This is a genomic window from Acaryochloris sp. IP29b_bin.148 (genome assembly GCF_028285565.1).
Taxonomy (GTDB): domain Bacteria; phylum Cyanobacteriota; class Cyanobacteriia; order Thermosynechococcales; family Thermosynechococcaceae; genus Acaryochloris.
Map to the genome: position 1 here is coordinate 14,405 of NZ_JANQOY010000111.1, position 21,728 is coordinate 36,132.

Genomic DNA, 21,728 nt, shown 5'->3' on the forward strand with positions numbered 1-21,728 from the left:
GGCAAGAAAATGACCTAGGTATTGCCCACCCCAATCAAGGCTTCTGATGTTCAATGGAGAACAAATAGTCAGGCTGCTGTCCTCGAATATATCAGAAACATAGACTCAACCAGGCTTCGACCTCAGCAGAAATATGGAAAACAATAAGTAGCTCTAACGCCTCAGCAGACTTTATCCCAGATAATGACTGCAATGTCGATTTCAGAGACACAATACAATGACGGCGATCCAAACCGCTGTAGAAACGACCGGTCAACAGTCCATTTCCCATCAAATTGTGATTGTTGGGGGTGGGGCTGCAGGGATCACGGTGGCTGCTCAGTTACTGCAACAAATGCGGCCCCTCGATATCCTCATTATTGACCCTTCGGAAAAACACTATTACCAACCGGGGTGGACCCTGGTGGGGGGTGGCTGTATTCCCTTTGAAGCCACCGTTCAATCCCAGCACGAACTGATTCCACCAGAAGCAACCTGGCTGCAAGAGGCCGTCGCCCAGTTCGAACCCGAGCAGAATCGCCTTCACACTCAACAAGGCACTCAGATCACCTACGACTACCTGGTGATTTGCCCCGGAATCCAGATCAATTGGAATCTGGTCAAAGGGTTACCAGAAGCACTCGGCAAAGACGGAGTCTGTAGCAACTATGCCATTGGAGGGGCAACCTATACCTGGGAAACCATCCAACAGTTCCAAGGGGGCAACGCCATTTTTACCTATCCTGCAACCCCCATTAAATGTGCAGGAGCGCCTCAAAAAATCATGTATTTAGCGGAAGAAGCCTTTGGCCGCAAAGGAATCCGGCAAAAAAGTCAGATCAGCTATTGCACCGCAACCGGAAAGATTTTTGGGGTCGATGCCTTTGTACCCGCGTTGATGAAGGTGGTGGAACGCAAAGGCATTGATCTAAAAACCAAGCATAATCTCAAGGAAATTCGTGCAGACGAAAAAGTTGCCATTTTTGAAGTGAGTCAAGGCACGGAGACAGAAACGATCGCCTTGCCCTATGACATGATTCATGTGGCACCCCCCATGAGTGCCCCAGATGTGATTAAAAACAGTCCGCTATCGGTGGAGGGGCCAGGGGGCTGGGTTGATGTGGATAAGTACACCACCCAACATCATCAGTATCCCAATATTTTTAGTTTGGGAGATGCCTCCTCATTACCTACCTCTAAAACTGCAGCTGCCGTTCGTAGAGAAGCCCCGGTATTGGTACAGAATTTGCTGGCCCATATGAATCAAGCCCCACTAACGGGTCAATACAATGGCTATAGCTGTTGCCCATTAATCACCGGATATGACAAAACGATCTTGGCTGAGTTTGATTATGAGGCTCAACCTTATCCCAGTTTCCCGGTGGATTCGACCAAAGAGCGCACGAGTATGTGGTTATTGAAACGATATGTTTTGCCTTGGGTCTACTGGAATCGGATGCTCAAGGGACAAGAACATGAAGGTGATATCATCCGTCGTGTCCTCCCCAGCCAGATGTTTGATTAAAATAAGGGGAGTCCACCCAATGCAAGGATAGGTCTGTTCCATACTCCAACATCAGCAATGTTGATGTTCACCGAGTCATCCAGACTAGCCCTTAGACTGTAGTTCTGAGAAGTGGGGAGAGGGTGACGGCTCCAAGCGCCCTAAAGAGCGATAATTATCGGTTTCTCGGAGACGTTGACTTAGGAACCGACAAATTTCCAGAATGATATGGGGGCGCTGGGTCATCAAGCTAATAAATCGATTTTTCTCCAGCTTGAGTAGCATGCAGTCTTCTAGGGCAACAGCCCCATCCCAGTGAGGGGCGTCATCAAAGAGCGCAACTTCGCCAAAATATTCTCCCACCGATAGCTGCTTCAGATCGCGGGACTGAGCATCAATATCTTTGACAATTTGGACTTTCCCTTCGGCAATGATGTAAAAGTGGGTACACCAACTGCCTTCCGAAAAGATCGTTTCTCCAGCTAGCTTATGTTCTTGTTCTAGCGCTTGGTCAATCAGCACCAATTCATCTAGCGACAAGTTTTTGAAGAGTGCAACTTCTTTTAAGAGCAGGAGACGTTTCATAAATTGATGAGTGGGTAGGGGATCAGGATCTACCGAAAGGAAAATCTGTTCCGCCACGGTTTTGACGAGCGGATCTGGATCATTGACCAAGGCCGAGGGGACACTAGCTAAAGCAATTAAAGCCCCAATCCGAATCCAGCGATCTTGCGTTTCCAAAGCCTCTAAGAGTAATTTATACCCTTTATCGCGCATCCATTGGGGTTCAGCGCAGCTTCGACCACTGATCGGTGTCTGCTTGACCGTCTGTTCTAGGATGGGCAGTAAGGGCAGCACAAACCGTCGATTTTTTAAGGATGCTAGGGCTTCTACGGCATTGGCTAGATCACGCTGTTCATTGCTACTGAGAATGCGATTGATAGCATTGACGGTGCGATCATGGCCTAAGCAGGCCAAAATATAGAGCACCTTTTGCAGGAGACGATTATGGAAGTCCTCAATCGCTAGGGCTAAGGGTTGCCAATTGGGATCAGTGCGCGGAATCTGCTGTTGCCATTTGCGAGTTTGGGCGACTTGCTGAAACGCTGGTGCAAGATGCTCATAGAGCAAGTTGCCAGCCTGACGATTTCGGACCTGACCAATGGCTGCGATCGCAGTATTGACCACATCGGGTTCAGAGGCCGATAAACTCTCTTTCGCTAATAACAGACCGGCTTTGCCATACGCAGGCAAAATTTGGGCGGCCTGCTGTCGCACTCTCGGATCGGGGTCTTGAAATCCGACGGTGATATGGGCCACGTAGTCAGGGATATGGACCACGCCCAACAGCTTTAAGGCCGCCGCTCGCACTAAGGGGGACGCATGATCTAAGGCCGTAATGGCAATATCAGCGAGATCTTGATCGCCTGTCTGCCCCAAGGTGGCCAAAACCGCTAAGCTTTCCTGCTGGAGTGAGGGATTGTCCTGGATCAGTAAATTCGTCAGCACTGGCACCAGGGCCTGATTTCGGCTACAGGCCACCACTCGAATCACGGCTTTACCGGCGCTCTCAGACCAATCCGAGTACCAAATCTGATCACAAGTGGTTTGCATCGCCTCATCCATGTCGCCCGCTTGGGTAACTGCTACCGCCGCTAAGGCGCGAATCACTGAATTATCAGCAGTGAGCAAGGTTTGCAAATGTTCTTTGGCAAAGGGATAGCGATTGGCGATCAGAATTTCCAAGGCAATGGAACGTATGGGCTCTGAAGGATCGTGTAGCGCCTGCTCAAAGATGGTGATAGTTTCTGGATCCGGATAGGCTGTGAATAATCGCACTAGGGCCTGCTGCAAGTCAGCATCTTCCTGCTTTAGCAAGGGCTGGACATCCGTGTAGAACTGGCTGGGTTGTCCCAAGCGAGTTGCAAACTCTAGCCCTTTAATTTGGGTATAGCGATCGCTATCCTGGAGCAAATTGCGAATCACGGCGCTGGACTGGGGTGGCAGTTGAGCCTGCACATCACCCAGTTCATCTAAATTGATGGCATCGGAGCGGATCATTTCTTCGAGGCCCTGGGCATAGTAGCGCCCCATGGGCAGGCGCAGACCAAACAGCACCACCGTCAACCCCATAGCAATCCAGGCAATTTGGTTTAAGCTCAAGCTGTGATGACAGATCCACAACAGTCCTCCCGCCGTCGTTAACCCCACTGCATAGAAAAAGCCGTCACTCAGGGTGCGAATCCGACCTAAAAATTCTCGGGGCACTGCATTGTAATTCAGCTGGTGAACCGGAATATTGATGCTTTTATAGAGGCCATCTCCATTGATATGGAGTGCGATCGCAGCCGGTAAACTGGTCTGCACCACAATCCCAAACAACCCAAATAGCGTGGTTAAGGGGTAGACCACATTCATCCGAGCCACACCGACCCAGTGCAAGAGGGGACGAGTAAAGCAGTAGAGAACCAGCACTTGAATAATACTGACGCTTACTCGCATCAGCCCCAAAAAACCTGTTAGGGCATCCTCAGTAAAATTCTGAGCGTAGATGCTAAACCATAAGAATTCTGCTGATAGGTAGATAATCACCAGTAAAAAACTACTGGCGGCCAGAAAGAGCATCAGCGGGTATCGCTGCACTAAATCTGGGAAGGTTTTCAGGGCTTCGATCATGCCCACATTGTCTTTTTTGCCGACGGTTTCAATCTGGCGTTGTGTGTTTTCGAGGAAGAACAATTGTGCGATCGCGATTCCAAACACCACAGGCAAGGCAAGTAACAGCTCACGGGTGGGGAAAAATCGAGATAACAAGGCGGTCAAACCGCCCCCCAGCAGTGTCCCAACGGCTTGTGCCATGCCAATAAAGGGGGCATAGCGCTTATATTCCAGGGCTGTGAAATAGTCGGTCAACAGGCTGGCATACAGAATATTGTTATGAAAGTCCCACTGGAAAAAGACCAAAATCAGGACGATATAGTAGATATAGAGTCCCTGCGCAGCCAAGACAAACCGCATTCCGATGGCCATCGTGGCCGCCAACAGCAGCATATAGCGGAACAATTGGGGGCGACTATATTGATCCACCACCTGTGAAAACAAGGCATAGGAGGGAATGGAAAATAAGCCAATCAGAATAAAGGCGAGGGGTAAGCCATCTGCACCTGCATGGGTCAGAAATAAGGAGTTGGCCACCGCCATCTCAATGACGCTATAGGTCAGCACCACCACGGCCAACAGCAAAAGCTGCGCCAATCTTCCCAATTTCCACGGGGACGAACCTGAAGAGAGCTGAACTAAATTGACCATAGACAGCAGTATGACCTGTTCGGTACCTTCTTGTCTCCTTTGACCAGAATCATCAAGGCTAGGTTGGCTGGCCACAGACCACTAATGTATTGAGCGATCTTCGCCTGTGTGAGTCTCTATGGAAATCAATCTTTTCCATAGAGCAACCTATACCCTAGGAACATCATTGTAGATCAGCCCTTTGGTTGGACCTTTTGGGCAATGCGCAGGATAAGAGGGATACCGATCCAGGCCGTGCCCATCAGTGCCAATAAGATTTTTGCCAGATTTGCGGTTGAGAGTCCCTGATAGAGATACCCGATCAGGCCCATCAATGCGATTCCCCGGAGGATCAAACTCTGGGTCGAATATTCGATGCTGCCTTTTTGGTGGGTAAGCGGCAGCACCGATTGAGTTTTCCAATCCGCATTCTTGTTCAACCCAAATTGATACTGTTCTCCCGTCGAAGTAAAGACCTTAAGCACGTATCCCCCCGTGAGGTCGAGCAGGATGGCCTCACGAATCGTTTCTAGGGGAATCGTCCAATTCCCGCAGACTAGATCGGTTGCAGTCAAAACCAGCATGCCTCGTCTAGCCCTAATCCATTTAAGGTCATACTGAACGGGTGAGTTTGCCGCTACCTTTCGCGCTTTGGTGACTCCTGAGACCAGTATGTTGGTCTGTGGATGCTGGTGTTTAAATTGCCACAAACGCAGTGGCACTAGATATAAAAGATAGGAAGCCGCTCGACTAAACCCAATAAATCCTTTTTCGAGCCAGTCAGTAAGATAAGAGAGCATGTCAGTATCATTTTCTGCAATTCTACAGCTTGCCCTTTACTTGTATGACGTCCACTCCGCTTCATCCCGCCAAACAGCTTAAAAAAATGCAGGCTCGGCTACGAGGGTTAGTCGGCAAGGCGATTCGAGACTACAACATGATTGAAGCAGGCGATCGGATCATGGTCTGTCTGTCAGGCGGCAAAGACTCCTACACCTTGCTGGATATATTGTTGTGTCTACAGCGTCATGCCCCCATTGAGTTTGAGATTCTAGCCGTGAATCTCGATCAAAAACAGCCCAACTTTCCGCAAACCGTTTTACCCACCTATCTAGAACAGCGCCAAGTTCCCTACCGAATTGTAGAAGAGGATACTTACAGCACGGTGAAGCGAGTGATTCCTGAGGGCAAAACCCTCTGTGGTCTGTGTTCGCGATTGCGGCGGGGGATTTTATATCGAGTGGCTCAAGAAGAAAAGGCCACCAAAATTGCCTTGGGCCATCATCGCGAAGATATGATCGAAACCCTATTTCTCAATCTATTTCATGCCGGAAAATTAGAGGCCATGCCGCCTAAATTATTGAGTGACAATCGCCAACACATTGTTATTCGGCCTTTGGCCTATTGCCCCGAAGCGGATATTCAACGATATGCCGATCTTCGTCAGTTCCCAATTATTCCCTGTACCCTCTGTGGTTCTCAAGAAACCCTGCAGCGGGTTCAAGTCAAGCAGATGTTACAAGCCTGGGAGCAAGCGACACCGGGACGGCTAGAAACGATCTTTCGGAGTTTGCAACATGTAGAGTTATCCCAATTGGCTGATGCTCAGCTGTTTGATTTTGCCAGCTTAACTGTCGATTCCTAAGGGGTGGCTCAAACCAGTGATCCAAGAGCATCGCTAGCGAATATCGAGAATCCCTTTAATGCCTTCTAGACTGAGCATATCCAAACGATCATTGGCTTCGGTGGGCGTTTCATAGGCTCCCACCTGCAAGACGGATTTCCCTTTGTACTTGGACCGAAAGGCATCGGGGACCAGCGTTTTAATTTTTTTGTAATGGGTGGTATTCGCCACCTGAACGAGGACTCGATAACGATGCCGAGATTGGGCATCCAGGGGAGGGGGCGGGGGATTTCCGGTCTTGGCAACGGCGGCTAACTGACTGGCTCGGCTACTATCCTGACTGGCCACATAGATATCTGGAGCCGGACTAAAACGACCTAAAGGCGCATCCCCTTGAGGTACAGGCAGAATACCGCTCGCGGGGGGCTGAGCGCTAGGGGTGGAGGGCGCTGTGTCTAAAGCGGGGGTAGGCGAGGTGGGACGTTGAGGAAGGGGAACGGGAATTTGAATGGGACGGGACCATCGTCCTTGAGTTGACGGGGGTTGAGCGGCCAGCCTGACTTGAGAACCTCCTTCTTGAGTCCCTCCTTGGCGGAGGGGCTGCTGAGTCGGAGAGTGGTATCGCTTGGATTGGGGAGACATCGGGGGAGACATCGGCAGAGGTGGGGGTGGACTTTCGCCACTGAGTACGGGCAATTCTGAATCGGTTGCGGATGAGGGAGCTGTACTCGCACCGGATGGACTTGCACCGGATGGACTCACACTGGTTGGACTCCCATCCAGTGTACGGCGGGCCTGTGCAGGATTTGTGGGTGGGATAGAACGATGCGATGGACGGGGCATCGGGACCGGGATTTCAATGGGGGCAGTAATCAGATTGGTCAATTCGTCTCGATCGTGCTGATCGTGCGGTTTAGATGGAGGCGTAACACGTTTAGGCTGCGGGAGAGGTACGGCATCTTTGGTGCGGGACGGGCTGGGGGGAAGCGCGTCAGGAGCCTGATCCGACAGGGGTTGTAAGGGGGGTAAAGGCGTCGCGGCTGATTCGGGTGGGTCGCTGGCCTGGGGCGGCGGTCCTGCGTCAGCGGGGGCTTCTGCGATCGCATCTGGTGAACGGTCCGTGACTGGCAGGGGAGTGACGGTATCAGCGGGTGCTTTGGCAGTGGTGTCTATCTCGGCGGTGGGGACTTGATCGCGCGTGAAGTAGATATGCCCTAGGGTTTTGCCGTTATAGGTGCGCTTGGCAAACCGCCACCCCGGTTCTAGCTCAATTTTTAAGAATCCTGCTGCATGGGTTTGCGTTTGGCCAATCTTCAATTGGGGAGCCTGAGGATTTTTTAAGGGATATCCCATCAGGACCAGGCGTCCCTTCTGTCTCACAATCGATAGACGATAGTCCAGAGCTAGGTCCCGCCCTGCTTGGCGAATGGAATAGCCGTTGCTATCGGTGCTGCGGCCACAAATGCCGGTGAAATCGAATTGGAGGAGTAGCGGATCAATGACACCTGGCTGATCGGCTTTGTCCTGCCAGCAGGATTTAGAGGCGGAAATCTGCTCCAAAATAATCAGGTTATAGTGTTTGCCGCCGGAAAACGGCACTGCGATCGCAATAAATTTGCTTTGGTCCACCGCTTGTTCACCAAAGTTATAGGCCTGAGCAGTCGATGGAATCAGCAGGCTAAAACACATACTTGCGATCGCAATTGTGACCTGACGCCAATCATATTTCATAAGTCTTCCCTGCTGAGTTGTGAGTGGATTCTGTTATCGAGATAAACTATAAAAATTCATGCAAAATCTGTGAGTTGAATGCAGATTTGCTGAGTCGTAAATCTGCCAAACAACCCGATAAAAAAATAAGAGGTGGTGCAAAATTCTATCCTATTTTTAGGCCAGGCCTAAAATTGAAACAAAACTTAATTTGGTGAATTATTTTTAAATAGAACTGGCCAATGATCACTCAAAACTTTGCAAAAATATATTCAGCCGGTGGCGTCCTATTGAGCACAATCAGTGTCCATAGGACGCCATTTTGATACTATGATTGAGCGCGCTAATCTAAGGAAGTGAATCATTGCTCTAGTGGCATCAAGCGCGGGAGATTAAAATTTATTTTTAGTCAAAAATAAGACAAGATAAATTCATTTGCGATTGGTCTCGATAGGGAATATGAATGAGCGGGTTGAGACCTAATCGGTCGTCCTGGACTAAAGCCTACAACCATGAATAAATCTGTCCGCTCCAAGATCTGGACTTGGGGCTATCTTCTAGGACTATGGAGTGCCTATATAGCTGTGGGCTGGGTGCTGTCTGCCTATGCAGCCCCGGCCCTAATGTGGATTTGGACTCTAGGATTGATTCTCTACATCGCTTGGGCAGGGTCGGGCGGAATTGCCGTTGCCATGCTTTGGGTTGTCTCTGTGGTTTGGATTGCGGCCTACACGTTCGCAACGCCGTTATTAATGACTTGGAAAGGCCCCACTTGGGCAATCTCATTAGTAGGGGTGTGGATATTTGCGATCGCAGTCGTCCTGCTGTTGGCGTTTGCTCAGCAGGCCCTGCATTGGCCGCGAAAATTTGCCTTTACTCGACTAGTGGTCATCACCTATATGGGCCTAGGGATAGGACGGTTTTTATACCTAGAGCTACTCTCGAGTCTAACCACATCCCCTTAAAGTCACCTTAAATAGGAGAGATATACGATTGGCGAAATCATCTTCATCGGATGCTGAAAATCTTCCTGTACCCGGAGAGCAATCTTCCTCAGATATTACTGCTCAACGTCTGGACAATTCGTCAGGTCCTTCACACCCAAGAAACTATCTTCATGAGTTAGAGCCTGCTATTTTAACGAGTTTAGATACAGCGCAAACTCAAGCCATTCAAACCCTAATTAACCAAGTGATCAGTGATCAGTCTCGTTCAAGACCAATTGAGCCTCAATCGACTCAGAATCAACGAACGAATAATCAGATTTTCTCTGAGCAGAAATCGCGTTCAAAGCTGATTGATATTCGGTTCATCATTGATCTAATTGTCTCGCGGTTCTATGTTGTTATCTTAGTGGGTAAAGATGTTCGCAAAGATCGACGGAGCTACCCGGTTCACGGTATTACTAAAGTCGGCAATATAATTGCAGCTTCTATTCTTATTATTGCCATCAATCTGTTTATCTCTGCTTTCTTATTACTAGGTCTTTATCTCTTGAAATCTGCCTTAGGTATTGATTTATTGCCTGGACATTTTTCAGATCAAATTGAGAAAATTAGTTCAACAAAAGACCCTCAATAAGGCTTAATTGTTTCACTGCCGTTCAGACATAACCCATACGCTTGATAGGATAGAACCTGTTGGCTACTGGTATTCTTTGACTCATGACGCATACAACGTCGACGCTGTATCGGATCTTGGATGCCAATCTGGATCGAGCCCGTGAAGGATTGCGGGTGGTTGAAGAATGGTGTCGGTTGGGTCTCGAAAATGCGCAACTGAGTGCCCAGTGCAAACAACTTCGTCAGGAGTTAGCGAGTTGGCATCATCCAATGCTGCGGCGGGCTCGGGATACTGCCCATGATCCGGGAACACATCTTACCCATCCCCAAGAAGCGACTCGGACTGATGTGCCAACAGTGGTGCAAGCCAATCTCTGTCGGGTGCAAGAAGCACTGCGAGTCCTGGAAGAATATAGCAAGATTTACGATACCCAGATGGCAGCAGCCTGTAAGCAGATGCGCTATCAGGTCTATATCCTCGACACGCAATTACAACCCCATCATCGATTACAACAGCTCCTAGATGCGCCTCTCTATTTAGTCACGTCCCCCAGCGAACAGCTGGTCTCGGTCGTTGAAGCCGCGCTTCAGGGTGGCCTCAAGCTCGTCCAATACCGGGAAAAGCAGGCCAATGACGATCAGCGTTTGGCGATTGCCCAGCAGTTATGCCAGCTCTGTCACCAGTATCAGGCGCTGTTTATTGTCAATGATCGGATTGATATTGCCGTGGCTGTGGACGCTGATGGGGTGCATCTGGGGCAGCAGGATATGACCATGGCAGTTGCTCGTCAAATGTTAGGCCTTGGCAAGTTAGTGGGACGCTCAACCACCAATCCTCAGGAAATGGAGCGTGCCATTCAAGAACAAGCGGATTATATTGGCGTTGGACCGATTTATGAAACGCCCACTAAAGTAGGTAAAGCTGCTGTCGGCCATGACTACATTCGCTATGCCAATCAACATGCGCCGATGCCTTACTATGCGATCGGTGGTATTGATGAAACGAACTTAGGAGAGGTCTTGGCTGCGGGTGCCCAACGGGTAGCTGTCGTGAGGGCGATTATGAATGCCCCATCGCCGACACAGAGGGTTCAGCAAATGCTGCAACAGTTTCCCGCTCCACCCGCTTCGTCCGAATCGATCAATGTTGAGAGTCGCTAGCCCCACCGATGGATCAGCTACGCGATGGATCGGCTGCGCGGTTCCAGGGTCAACATTGAGGTTTGATCTTGAACCTAATATAGAGACAGGCTCCACCGTATCGGCTAGCCTTTGTTCATGATTTCTCGATTTAAACATGATTGACATCCAGGTCAATGGCGAACGACAAACCTGCCCATCTAGCATGCTATTACCAGATTTTCTGGTACAGTTAAACCTCAATCCTCGCCTCGTAGCGGTAGAATACAATGGCGAAATTCTGCATCGACAGTTTTGGCAAACAACCTACCTGCAGAGGGGAGATCGTTTAGAGATCGTAACGATTGTGGGCGGTGGCTAACGCGACTTCACCCCATCGTAGTTTGCAACTACGATGATGAGTTGGAACGTGGTTTGAGGAGATTGCTACATCAGCTTGAGTATTAGCTGCGCAGCTCTATCAGAGGATTTGGTCATTTGTCAATGTTCTCCCTAGGTAATGTTGTTACAATAAGTAACAGAGTTTAACAAAGGCAATCATCAGGTTATGAGCCGTGTTGGTGTTCTATTACTGAATCTTGGGGGACCAGAACAGCTAAAGGATGTCCGTCCTTTTTTGTATAACCTGTTTGCTGATCCAGAAATTTTGCGATTACCCTTTGCCTGGATGCAAAAGCCCTTTGCGGGGTTTATTTCTACCATGCGAGCCCGGACGTCTCGGGATAACTATCGGCAAATTGGTGGTGGCTCTCCCCTACGACGGATTACAGAAGCCCAAGCTCATGCGCTGCAAGATAGTTTGCAGGTTAAAGGATGCGATGCTCAGGTTTACATCGGCATGCGCTACTGGCATCCCTTTACTGAAGAAGCCCTTGACCGTATTAAGCGCGATCGCATTGAAGAGCTGGTGATCCTACCGTTGTATCCCCAGTTCTCGATCAGTACCAGTGGATCGAGTATCCGCTTGCTGGAACAGATCTGGGCTGAGGATCCAGAATTGCAAAAAATCAAGTACACGGTGATCTCCTCTTGGCATGATCGCCCTGGCTATGTGCAGGTCATGGCGGACTTTTTGCGCAAAGAGCTGGATCAGTTTGGGGAGCCGGATCAAACCACTGTATTCTTTAGCGCCCATGGTGTCCCCCTCAGCTATGTCACGGAATCAGGAGACCCCTACCAGCAAGAGATTGAGACTAGTACTCAGCTGATTATGGAGGCGTTAAAGCGCCCCAACCCCCATATTTTGGCTTATCAAAGTCGGGTCGGGCCGATGGAATGGTTACGCCCTTACACCACCAACGTGATTGCGCATTTAGGCCAGCAAGGGGTTAAAGATCTAGTGGTGGTGCCCATTAGCTTTATTTCGGAGCATATTGAGACCTTACAGGAAATCGATATGGAGTATCGGCATTTGGCTCTGGAGTCGGGCATTCAACATTTCCGGCGCATGCCTGCGGTGAATACGCATCCAGACTTTATCGATACGCTGAGCAATATGGTGCTTGAGTATTTGGATCAGCCTTTCCTCGACTTTTCGCAAGTCTTTAGACCCCAGAAGAAGATTAAGCTCTACCCCCAAGAGCGGTGGGAATGGGGCATGACAACCACAGCCGAACGTTGGAACGGTCGGCTGGCAATGATTGGTTTTATCGCCTTACTGGTTGAATTGATTAGTGGTTATGGTCCCTTACATTTAGCGGGACTACTCTAGTTTGTTAGCGAGTTCAATCTTCCACAATTGATGCCATTGGTTGCGAACCGCTCGGTTTGCATCGTACATCGAAGGGTATCGTGCCTGGAGATCCGAGTGGCCCATGGTGGCAAAAATCTGGGCGGTTTGGCGATGGAGCTCAGCTAATTGTGGATTGGACTCTGACTCTGGTGATTGTAGGGCTTGAGAGAAGGTTTTGCCGATCACATATTGATCGGTCTCGGCTTGGAAGTGACCCGCACTGATTTCTGGGGCAATCGCGTCCCCTTGCTCCTGAAGGAACGTCTGATATTGCGGATATTGCAAGCTCAGCTTGCTCAGGATACGGGGGATAATGCCATAGTCCATTAAGATGACTTTTTGCGTTTTCTCTTTGGGTTGTAAAAAGCAACCTGAATGGGGGTGGCCATGCACGAAGTTCGCTTGATGCAGCACATCCAGAATGGTCAACAGCTCATCTGCGCTTTTGCAAGCCATTCGGGGCGATAAGGGAGGAGAAGATTCCAGGACTGCACTCAGGACAGTCCCTTCCATGTACTCATGAACGACATGGAAGACTTCACTGTCTTGTAAGAGGCTGAGGATAGGCAGGAGCTGTGAATGGGGGGCAAGCTGCTTCAAGGTAGTCATTTCGGCTAAAAATAACGCTTGTACAGTTTGCAGAATCTCGGCGTTATTGGTGTCTAAACGAAAGGTGTGAATAAGGCGCAGCGGGGTATCCGGCTCTTGGAGATCTTGTGCGATCGCAGTTTGGCCAAAGGCATGCTTATTGAGAACCTCTACTAGCCGGAATCGCTCTTCCCAAAAGGTTGGTTGGGGTGCTGCAACAACGGTAGACTCCAACAACTGCTGCCGAGCGATGACGGACGCTTCCCGAGTTTTAAGATGGCTTTGGATCCGAGCCAGGGCCACCGGCAAATCGATAGGTTTGGTGATGTAATCGTTGGCGCCTAGTTCCAACGCTTCGACGATATTGTCACTGGTGTCTTTGGCCGTGGCCATAATGACAGGCAACTGTTCCTGGGAATAGGTTTGCCGAATCCGCTTCAGGGTCTCAATACCACCGATGCCCGGCATCATGATGTCCAGCAATACTAGAGCGATCTCAGTCGTCGCAATTAACTCTAATGCTGCTTCACCGCTCTCTGCGAGAACAACGTCATATCCTTTACGTTGTAGCCGTCGGCCCAACATGTCTCGGTTAGCTTCAATATCATCCACGACTAATAGTTTGAGGGATGAGGGTTGAGGGGGCTGAGCCGGAGACTGCGGTCGTGAGGGGGTTGTGGGAGAGCTAGCTTCGGGAGAGGGCGCTGTAGGGGCCTTCACCATTGGCGTTGCGGCTGCAACGCGCTGTTCTGCAGGCACAGCAGCAGGCATTGCCACAGCAGCAGGTTTTGGCGTCACGGTTACTGCCCCTGAGAGGCTGGGTCGTGGGGTTCCCTGAGCAACCCGCAATAGCGCTTCAATTTTTTGTAAGAGCCGCTTGAGATCGACTGGCTTGGTATCGTAATCATCACAACCCGCCGCTATGGCGTCTTCGCGATCGCCAACCATGGCATGAGCCGTTAGGGCAATAATCGGAATTGAGGCTGTTCGTTCTTCTGCTTTCAGGGTTCTCGTTGCATCCCAACCATTGATCACAGGCAAACTCATGTCCATCAGGATCAGATCAGGCTTCTCATCGGTCGCCTTCGAGACCCCCTCCCTGCCATCGACTGCAATCACGACTTCATAGCCTCGGCGCTTGAGACGGCGTCCGAGCATATCGCGATTGAGTTCGTTGTCTTCAACTAAAAGAATTTTCGGCATTAGTGTTGACCTCTTTGTAGGTGTGAGGTGTGAGTCGTCGGATACATCAGCTGGTTTTAACTAAAATGGCATCCCCTTCCACTTTGATTTCATAACTTTCTAGGGGAGTAGATGCAGGACCTTTGACGACCGTTCCATCAGTTTTATAGGTGGAACCATGACAAGCGCAAAAGATATTTTGTGAATCCTGTTTCCAATCCACAGGACAACCCTGATGCGAGCAGATCGGATTGAGGGCATGGAGCGTGTCTGTGTTGTTGGGATCGCGAACCACCAAGACTTTTTTATCGTCTGCTAAAGTTTGCAAGATACGACCATTTTGCTCTATGTCTTGTACTTGGCCCACCTCCATAAACCCATTTTGAGATTTTCCAGCCTTTGGGGCAGTGGTCGGAGCGGTGGAGGATTGCTTCGTACAAGCGCTGATCGCAACCGAGACCATTCCTGAAATCCAACTCAAGGTCAACCATGACAATACTTTTCGACGATTCATACGCATTTCTTAATGGATAAGATCCACAATAGTTTACTAGTGGACGGGAGTTACCCCGAAATAATAAGGAGAATTAGAGACATACTTACTAGAATTAGTTTGCCCATATAATTTATGTAAACTAAACTTAAAACTTATTCCTATCGCCACACAAAAATCGAAAAACCACTAAAACACTGAGTATTTATTGAGTATAGATGAATTAAAATCTACTTTCCAGGGTTTAATCTTTCTCGCAGCATATTGCTGAGCCATAAATCTTTCAGTTGCAAAGATAAATGTTGATAAGGAAGGTAGCTTTGGGCAAACTAAGCATTAGAGGATGAATGGTATCTATTGTATCAATCGTCTCTTATTTAATACTTATGTAAAAATGCATCTATGATCAGGGAAATGCTATCTCCAGGAGGGTCTTGGGCGTGAACAGAGTGTTTAAAAAACGCCATCTAGCACTAATGCTTTTGTTTGCCTTGGCAGCATTACTATCATTGCAGCTGGCACGAATGACCGAGCAACCCGTCGTTGCCGAACTAGGTCCCCCTATTACGACGGCAGGAGATGAACCTATTGTACCGATTCCTATGGAAGTTTCCTTGAACATGGAGAAAGTGGTTCTGGGCAAGCAATTATTTCATGATCCAAAGCTGTCAAAAACCAACAATATTTCTTGTGCCAGCTGTCATGACTTAACGATGGGTGGAACAGATCGTCTACCCGTCTCTATTGGCATTAATGGTCAAGAAGGTACTATCAATTCACCGACTGTCCTTAACAACAGCTTTCACTTCAAGCAATTTTGGGATGGCCGGGCTTCGTCCCTGGAAGAGCAAATCGAAGGGCCTATTCATGCCGATAATGAGATGGGTTCGAGTTGGCCAGAGATTATTGGCAAGCTCAAGCAATCGCCTGAATATGTGAATGCCTTTAACCAGCTCTATGATAGTGATATTTCAGCAGATCATATTAAGGATGCGATCGCAACCTTCGAACGCTCCCTTTACACACCCAATTCAAAATTTGATCAATTCCTCCGAGGCAATACCAACGCCTTAACCCAAGACGAGAAAGAAGGCTATCGGCGCTTCAAAGGGTACGGCTGTGTCGCCTGTCACCAAGGTGTGCTGCTCGGCGGCAATATGTACCAGAAATTTGGCGTCTTTGGCGACTACATCAAAGAGCGCGGCAACGAAACTAAAGCGGATCTTGGACGTTACAACGTCACAGGCAAGGAAGAAGATCGCTACATGTTTAAGGTGCCTAGCTTAAGAAATATCGCCTTAACCGCTCCCTATTTTCATGATGGATCGGCCCCAACGCTGGAAGAGGCCGTCAAAATCATGGTCAAATACCAACTCGGTCGCGAAGCCGATCAAAAGGATATTGACCTGATCATCCAGTTCTTAAATACGCTCAACGGTGAAATCAAAGAGGTCGCCTAATGCAGAAACAAAAACTTCTTGGCCTCCTCGGGGCCTCCGGTGCCCTCCTCCTATTTGGGGGCCTCGTCACCAAAAGCTTATCGGTGAACAACCAGCAGCATCAAGACTACCGGACCATCATGGCCCAACAACTGGATAAGGATGCCTCGGTCAACCAGAGTGTTCTGAAAGCCAGATATGCGCTACTCGCCTCCTACGATCCGTTGGTGCGAGCCATGTCTGAGCAGCTCGAACTCCAAGCGGATCTGAAGCAGATCCCTGGGTTTATTGGCAATCCCCAAGCCCTCCGTTCTCAGCTTGACAAAAACAACCAGGTCTTTACTCAAAAAGAAGACCTAGTTGAATCCTTTAAATCCCAAAATGCCATTCTCAAAAACTCGTTAACCTATTTGCCAGAGCTGGTCAAAGAGATTCGCAAAGGCTCAGCCAAGGGGCTATCCGGGAATGAGGCCCTTCAGCTAGAAGCCTTGTTGGATAATGTGCTTCTCTACAGCCTCTCCTCGGATGAGGAGTTGGTTCCTCAGATTAAAACGCAGATCGCTCAATTAGAGGCCAAAAAATCATCCAAGAGTATTCAGCTTGCGGTTGCCCATACTCGCATGGTTCTGGAGTATAAACCCCAGGTTGATGCCTTAACACGCGATATTCTAAAGCTACCCACGACCCAAGCGATCGGCACCCTAGAAACTGCCTATAACCAGCAATATCGTGCTGCAACGCAGACAGCGGACCTATTTCGCTTGCTCAGCTTTGGCTGCTTATTAGTATTTGTGAGCGGGGGTGCCTATGCGGTGATTCGGCAGCAACGTCGCTCTAATCAACGGATATCCGGCATTCTCAGCAGTTTAACGGATGCGTTTGTTGCCCTGAATCCTCAATGGCAAATCACATTTATCAATGACAAAGCCGCAGAGATTCTGCAAACAGATTCCCAACAGATCCTCAACCAAGACTTTTGGCAAAGCTTTCCCGATATGCTTGGCGCAGATCATCTCGGCAAGTACCGACAAGCTCTGAAAGAGAAGCAAAAGACCACCTTCGAGGTGTTCTACCCCCCTAATCAAATGTGGTTAGAGATTCGCGTCTATCCCAGCGTGGATGGTCTGTCCTTGTTCCTCCAGGATGTGACGATTCGCAAGGAAGCTGAAGCGAGCCTCAAACAAATGAACCAAGAGTTGGAGACTCGGGTCAAAGCCCGCACCGCTCAGCTGGCCGCGAGTATGGAAGCTGCCGAAGAGGCGCGGGAGAAAGCGGAAGAAGCGAATAAGAGTAAGAGCGAATTCTTGGCTAATATGAGTCATGAACTCCGCACCCCCCTCAACGCCATTATTGGTTATAGCGAAATGCTAGAAGAGGATGCCGAAGATATGGGACAAGATGACTTTGTTCCTGATCTCCAGAAGATTTCTGGGTCGGCCAAACATCTCCTAGAGTTGATTAACGCTGTGCTAGATCTATCCAAGGTTGAAGCGGGACGGATGGAACTCTATTTAGAATCCTTTGCGATCGCACCTATGGTCAAAACCATTGCCGCGACCTTGCAACCCATTGCCGATAAGCAAGGCAACATGGTGGTCCTCCATTGTCCTGAAAATATCGGGAATCTGTATGCCGACCAAACCAAAGTTCGCCAAAGTCTCTACAACTTGCTCAGTAATGCCTGTAAGTTCACAGAATCAGGCGAAATTAGCCTCACCGTTTCTGAAGATGCTGGAGAGGAGATCGTCTTTAGCATTAAAGATACTGGGATTGGCATGACGCCTGAGCAATTGGAGAAAGTCTTTAAAGCCTTTACCCAGGCAGATGCTTCCACCACCCGCAAATATGGGGGCACCGGATTGGGCCTTACCATTACCAAACAATTTGTTGAAATGATGGGCGGCCATATTTCTGTGACCAGTCAGTATGGCTACGGCACTGAATTTACGGTTCATATCCCACGTCAAGTGGAATCGGAAGTTGCAGAATCAACGCCACCCCAATTTGCACCTGTCCAGCCGAGTAAAATTTCGCTGCCAACCATAGCCGAAGGACAGCCTGGCGGAACAGTGCTGGTCATTGACGATGATGAACATGCCCGCGACATCATGCAGCGATTTTTGACGGAGGCAGGCTATCAAGCCGTGGTGTCGTCTTCGGGGTTAGAAGGACTCCAGTTGGCTGAAGACATCATGCCCGACATGATTATTCTGGATGTGATGATGCCCGAACTGGATGGCTGGTCCGTTCTTCAGAAACTCAAGGGTAGTCCTAGCCTTGCCGATATCCCCGTCGTGATGATGACGATGGTGGATGCAGAAAAAGTCGGCTTCTCCTTGGGCGCAACAGATTTCCTCACCAAACCATTGCAGCGAGATCGGTTGTTAGAGCTACTGGACAAATATGTTGGATCGGCAGATCATGACTGGATGTTAGTGATTGAAGACGATCTCCCCTCCCAGGAAATGCTGGGTCGCCTGCTAACGCGGGAACAATGGCCCTACCGAACAGCAGGAAATGGCAAACAAGCACTCGACATTCTGCACACGCATGGTGTCCCAGATTTGATTTTCCTCGATCTGATGATGCCGGAGATGGATGGGTTCGAATTCCTCAAGGTGTTGCGACAGCAACCAGAATGGCAGAGTGTACCTGTGATTGTTGTGTCCGCAAAGGATCTGACTGCTCATGAGCGGCTAGAGTTAGGAGATGCCGTTCAAAGCATTCACCAAAAAGGACAGCTCGATCGGGAGGAATTACTGGAAGAGATGCAAGACTTTATCGAGATTGCCGCTGGTAGCGAGGTGCAGGCTAGGCAGTAGCCCTCTCTCACGGATCAGCTTTAGCGCCCGATCGTTAACACCTTAAATAACCTCAGCTCGGGGTAAGCCTATTTGTGAAATGTTTCTGTGAAGGCAGGTTTCAGCCTAAGAAAGCATTAGAATTTTGGCTTATCCTGGCTTTAGGCTCAATAATTAAACCCATACCTTCTGCCCCAAACAGAAATTATGGTTGCCTTCTCTGAACAAGTTCATCTCTCCCCAGAGCAATACCTCTCTTACGAGGAAGCCAGTCCGATCAAGCATGAATATCGGGATGGGGAAGTCTATGCAATGGCAGGTGCTTCAGATGCCCATGTCACCATTGCCCTGAATCTAGCGGTTGGTCTGCGCAGTCATGTTAGAGGGACTGGATGTCGAGTTTATTTGTCCGATATGAAAGCGCGCATCAACGCGAACAATCGTTTTTTCTACCCTGATGTCATGGTGACCTGTGACAACCGTGATCAGGAAACGGCGACCTACAAGCAATTTCCTTGCTTGATTGTAGAAGTTCTTTCAGCCTCCACAGAAGCCTATGACCGGGGAGATAAGTTTGCGGATTATCAGTCCCTAGAGAGTTTGCAGGAGTACGTGTTGATCAACCCCAGACGCCAGCGAATCGAATGCTTTCGACGAAGTGAAGGTAGATGGGTTTTAGAAACCTACGCAGCTGCCAGTGAGACCTTCACGTTGAGTAGCATCAATTACGAGGGGGAAATGGCGGCGATCTACGAAGATGTGGTTTTTGATCCACCCATGGTTGAACCGCCTGAACGCTGAGGCAACAGAGCTAGTCAATCCTCTTCCTTTAATGGCTAGACACGGAGTCATAAAGATTTTCAAGTTCTGTGGTGTTGGGAGTTGCTGCATCATATGATAGATAGCCTGTGCGCTTTTGATCGAAACCATCATGACTCAGTCCTATCGAATTACGCTGTTACCGGGTGACGGCATTGGCCCTGAAATCATGGCCGTGGCCGTTGATGTGCTCAAGGTTGTGGGGCAGCAGCAAAATTTGACCTTTGAATTTAATGAGGCATTGATTGGGGGAGCGGCCATTGATGCGGTGGAGAACCCGCTACCGAAACAAACTTTAGATGCTTGTCGCCAGAGTGATGCAGTTTTGTTGGCTGCGATTGGCGGCTATAAATGGGACACAATGCCCCGCCATCTTCGTCCTGAGACTGGACTGTTGGGATTACGAGCAGGACTAGAACTATTTGCTAACCTGAGACCCGCTCAAATTTTGCCCCAGCTGATTGATGCGTCCAGTCTGAAGCCAGAGGTGGTTGAGGGCGTGGATATTATGGTGGTGCGGGAGCTGACAGGCGGGGTCTATTTCGGCTCACCCAAAGGGGTATTTAGCACCGAAACGGGTGAGCAACGCGGCGTCAATACGATGGCCTACACGGTGGCTGAGATTGATCGGATTGGTCGAGTCGCCTTTGAAACCGCCCAAAAACGGGGTGGCAAGCTCTGTTCGGTGGATAAAGCGAATGTGTTAGAAGTGTCGCAACTATGGCGCGATCTCATCACCGATCTCTCCTCCGAATATCCTGATGTAGAACTCTCTCATCTGTATGTAGATAATGCCGCCATGCAGCTGGTTCGCTGGCCCAAACAGTTTGACACTATCGTCACCAGTAATCTTTTTGGCGATATTCTCTCGGATATTGCCGCGATGCTGACGGGCAGTATTGGTATGTTGCCCTCGGCTAGTTTAGGGGCAGACGGTCCAGGGGTATTTGAACCCGTTCATGGGTCTGCCCCAGATATTGCGGGTCAGGATAAAGCGAATCCTCTAGCTCAAGTTTTGAGCGTGGCGATGATGTTGCGCTATGGCTTAGATCAGCCTGCGGCGGCGGATAAAGTTGAGTCTGCTGTGCTGACTTTATTGGCTCAAGGCTATCGGACGGGCGATATTCAATCTCCAGGTACAACGGTCTTAGGTTGTAAGGCTATTGGAGAAACTCTGATCCAGATTCTGAATCAGAGTTAAACACTCTCTAATTTCAATCCTCAACCTCTTTAGTTGCACCATTATTAGCTGTAAATACTTCAGATAAAGCTAATGATTTTAGTCCCGTCAGGTAAAATGGTATTGCAGAAAATGGCTCTCTCCAAACTATGATCTTCAATCCCATCTGGAATATCGATACAAGATTGACTCAGATCAACATTAGTCAAGTTAACTCCCTGTAGCATTGGCCTTAAACCCAAGATCGTACCATTCAAGTTAGCTCCAGTAAGATCGGCATCAACCAAAGGACATTCAACCAAATGAGCAAAGCTAAGATCCGCTCCACTCAGATTGGCCTCAATCAAACCTCCATCGGAAATAATGGTATGGATAAGGCTAGCTTCTCTTAAATTAGTTCTTTCCAAGCAAGCACTCCCTAAATTAGCGTTATTCAAGTTAGCCCGACTCAGGTTAGTACCACTCAGCTCAGCCCCAAAGAGAATACTCTGACTCAAGTTGATACCTGGCAACTCGACATCCTCAAGTCGGAGACCCCGTTTAAACTCAATTCCACTGAAATCTCTTTCTCCAGCAGCATAGCGCTCCAATAATTGAGTTATAAGTATTTCTGGTGTATGAGGCCGTAGATAAAAAAAGGCGTATCCTTCTGGACAAGCAAACGTACAGAGAGAATACACCATGACT

17 protein-coding genes and 1 pseudogene are annotated in these 21,728 nt (G+C 49.1%); 11 read left to right on the forward strand and 7 right to left on the reverse strand.

What is annotated here, in order from left to right; all coding sequences use genetic code 11:
- Nucleotides 1–217: 217 nt before the first annotated feature.
- Complete coding sequence (locus Q0986_RS10385) at nt 218–1,504, forward strand: FAD/NAD(P)-binding oxidoreductase (protein WP_299409388.1); 1,287 nt, start codon at nt 218–220, stop codon at nt 1,502–1,504.
- A gap of 84 nt (nt 1,505–1,588) precedes the next feature.
- Here Q0986_RS10385 and Q0986_RS10390 read toward each other — a convergent pair whose 3' ends face one another.
- Both Q0986_RS10390 and Q0986_RS10395 read right to left on the reverse strand, forming a co-directional pair.
- Nucleotides 1,589–4,792: a HEAT repeat domain-containing protein gene (locus Q0986_RS10390; protein WP_299409391.1), complete on the reverse strand. Its 3,204-nt coding sequence runs from the start codon at nt 4,790–4,792 to the stop codon at nt 1,589–1,591.
- Nucleotides 4,793–4,965: 173 nt separating this feature from the next.
- Nucleotides 4,966–5,571: a hypothetical protein gene (locus tag Q0986_RS10395; RefSeq protein WP_299409394.1), complete on the reverse strand. Its 606-nt coding sequence runs from the start codon at nt 5,569–5,571 to the stop codon at nt 4,966–4,968.
- Between the two features lie 44 nt (nt 5,572–5,615).
- Between Q0986_RS10395 and ttcA the strand changes: the two genes are divergently transcribed.
- Nucleotides 5,616–6,416, forward strand: coding sequence for a tRNA 2-thiocytidine(32) synthetase TtcA (gene ttcA, locus Q0986_RS10400; protein ID WP_299409398.1), 801 nt, complete (start codon nt 5,616–5,618; stop codon nt 6,414–6,416).
- 33 nt (nt 6,417–6,449) lie between these two features.
- Here the strand turns inward: ttcA and Q0986_RS10405 are convergent, their stop codons facing one another.
- The gene (locus tag Q0986_RS10405; protein WP_299409402.1) at nt 6,450–8,126 is read right to left on the reverse strand and encodes a DUF3747 domain-containing protein; all 1,677 of its coding nucleotides are present in this window, start codon (nt 8,124–8,126) and stop codon (nt 6,450–6,452) included.
- Nucleotides 8,127–8,617: 491 nt separating this feature from the next.
- Here Q0986_RS10405 and Q0986_RS10410 point away from each other — a divergent pair, with 491 nt between their 5' ends.
- From Q0986_RS10410 to hemH, 5 genes are all read left to right on the forward strand, one after another.
- Nucleotides 8,618–9,070, forward strand: coding sequence for a hypothetical protein (locus Q0986_RS10410; protein ID WP_299409405.1), 453 nt, complete (start codon nt 8,618–8,620; stop codon nt 9,068–9,070).
- A 28-nt stretch (nt 9,071–9,098) separates the two neighbouring features.
- Entirely contained in the window at nt 9,099–9,686 is a 588-nt protein-coding gene (locus Q0986_RS10415) for a hypothetical protein (protein ID WP_299409408.1), read from the forward strand.
- A gap of 83 nt (nt 9,687–9,769) precedes the next feature.
- Nucleotides 9,770–10,828 (forward strand): thiamine phosphate synthase, encoded by a 1,059-nt coding sequence (locus Q0986_RS10420; RefSeq protein WP_299409411.1) that lies wholly within the window; start codon nt 9,770–9,772, stop codon nt 10,826–10,828.
- 136 nt (nt 10,829–10,964) lie between these two features.
- Nucleotides 10,965–11,168 (forward strand): sulfur carrier protein ThiS, encoded by a 204-nt coding sequence (gene thiS / locus Q0986_RS10425; RefSeq protein WP_299409415.1) that lies wholly within the window; start codon nt 10,965–10,967, stop codon nt 11,166–11,168.
- Between the two features lie 186 nt (nt 11,169–11,354).
- Complete coding sequence (gene hemH / locus Q0986_RS10430; RefSeq protein WP_299409418.1) at nt 11,355–12,518, forward strand: ferrochelatase; 1,164 nt, start codon at nt 11,355–11,357, stop codon at nt 12,516–12,518.
- Here hemH and Q0986_RS10435 read toward each other — a convergent pair.
- The 3 genes and pseudogenes from Q0986_RS10435 to Q0986_RS10440 form a co-directional block, all read right to left on the reverse strand.
- Nucleotides 12,510–13,898: a response regulator gene (locus Q0986_RS10435; protein ID WP_366918563.1), complete on the reverse strand. Its 1,389-nt coding sequence runs from the start codon at nt 13,896–13,898 to the stop codon at nt 12,510–12,512. The two genes, hemH and Q0986_RS10435, sit on opposite strands and share 9 nt — an antisense overlap.
- Nucleotides 13,899–13,973: 75 nt before the next feature.
- Nucleotides 13,974–14,330 (reverse strand): annotated as a pseudogene (locus tag Q0986_RS22945) (response regulator); the annotation flags it as partial.
- Between the two features lie 46 nt (nt 14,331–14,376).
- The gene (locus tag Q0986_RS10440; protein WP_299409425.1) at nt 14,377–14,823 is read right to left on the reverse strand and encodes a ubiquinol-cytochrome c reductase iron-sulfur subunit; all 447 of its coding nucleotides are present in this window, start codon (nt 14,821–14,823) and stop codon (nt 14,377–14,379) included.
- A 503-nt stretch (nt 14,824–15,326) separates the two neighbouring features.
- Between Q0986_RS10440 and Q0986_RS10445 the strand changes: the two genes are divergently transcribed.
- From Q0986_RS10445 to leuB, 4 genes are all read left to right on the forward strand, one after another.
- A complete protein-coding gene (locus tag Q0986_RS10445; protein WP_299409428.1) occupies nt 15,327–16,262 on the forward strand; it encodes a cytochrome-c peroxidase in 936 nt (311 codons plus the stop codon).
- Entirely contained in the window at nt 16,262–19,063 is a 2,802-nt protein-coding gene (locus Q0986_RS10450; protein WP_299409432.1) for a DAHL domain-containing protein, read from the forward strand. Before Q0986_RS10445 ends, Q0986_RS10450 begins: the two co-directional genes overlap by 1 nt.
- A gap of 186 nt (nt 19,064–19,249) precedes the next feature.
- On the forward strand, nt 19,250–19,843 hold the full coding sequence (locus Q0986_RS10455) for a Uma2 family endonuclease (RefSeq protein WP_299409436.1): 594 nt from the start codon (nt 19,250–19,252) through the stop codon (nt 19,841–19,843).
- Between the two features lie 130 nt (nt 19,844–19,973).
- Nucleotides 19,974–21,062 carry a 3-isopropylmalate dehydrogenase gene (gene leuB, locus Q0986_RS10460; RefSeq protein WP_299409442.1) on the forward strand — a complete coding sequence of 363 codons (1,089 nt, stop codon included), beginning with the start codon at nt 19,974–19,976 and terminating at the stop codon, nt 21,060–21,062.
- 59 nt (nt 21,063–21,121) lie between these two features.
- Here leuB and Q0986_RS10465 read toward each other — a convergent pair.
- A partial coding sequence (locus Q0986_RS10465) for a pentapeptide repeat-containing protein (protein ID WP_299409445.1) occupies nt 21,122–21,728 on the reverse strand: 607 nt, incomplete at its 5' end.